The 564-nt window shown below is 41.1% G+C and carries 1 protein-coding gene; it reads right to left on the bottom strand.

All coding sequences use genetic code 11. The features are described from left to right. A partial coding sequence (locus tag AB4585_RS25980; RefSeq protein ID WP_372171650.1) for a formate/nitrite transporter family protein occupies positions 1 to 511 on the bottom strand: 511 nt, incomplete at its 3' end. Positions 512 to 564: the final 53 nt, after the last annotated feature.

Here is a 564-nt window from a genome sequence, read left to right as displayed (position 1 = left end):
ATACTGCAGCGCCAGCTTGATTGTTATCAATCAATAGCTTAAGTGCTGAATGACAGTTCAAATCTTCTGAGAAAGTGATTTGGTTGTCTGAGGCTAGGTCTGCAACTCGTAAACGTTTCATTTGTTCTAACATGGCATGCTCCAATGAATTTAATGATGAAAATTGAATATCTGAATTTTTGATTGGGTAGATTGATGGTGATGCGCTCTGCTTTGGTTCAATGCTCCAATAAGCAAGCCCCACCAATACCGTGCCGCCAAAAATGTTTCCAAGGGTCACTGGAATAAGGTTCGCAGTGATAAATTGTTTAATATTGAGTAGTTCTAGATGAATACCAGCTTCTGCTGCTGCACTTAGCATATGAGCATCGGCGCTCGCCTTAATGGCGATACCTAGAGGCACCATAAACATGTTTGCAATGCTGTGTTCGAAGCCTGAGCTAACAAACATCGCCACTGGTAGCAGTACTAAAAAAGCCTTACTTGCACTTTCTTTACTGCTAAAACTCATCCAAATACCTAGACAAACCAATAGGTTACACATAACACCTAGAGAGAATGCCT

This window comes from Vibrio sp. 10N.222.49.C9, from assembly GCF_041474985.1.
Classification (GTDB): Bacteria; Pseudomonadota; Gammaproteobacteria; order Enterobacterales; family Vibrionaceae; genus Vibrio; species Vibrio crassostreae_C.
The sequence above is the reverse complement of the archived record's forward strand: the minus strand, read 5'-3'. Positions and strand labels throughout refer to the sequence as shown.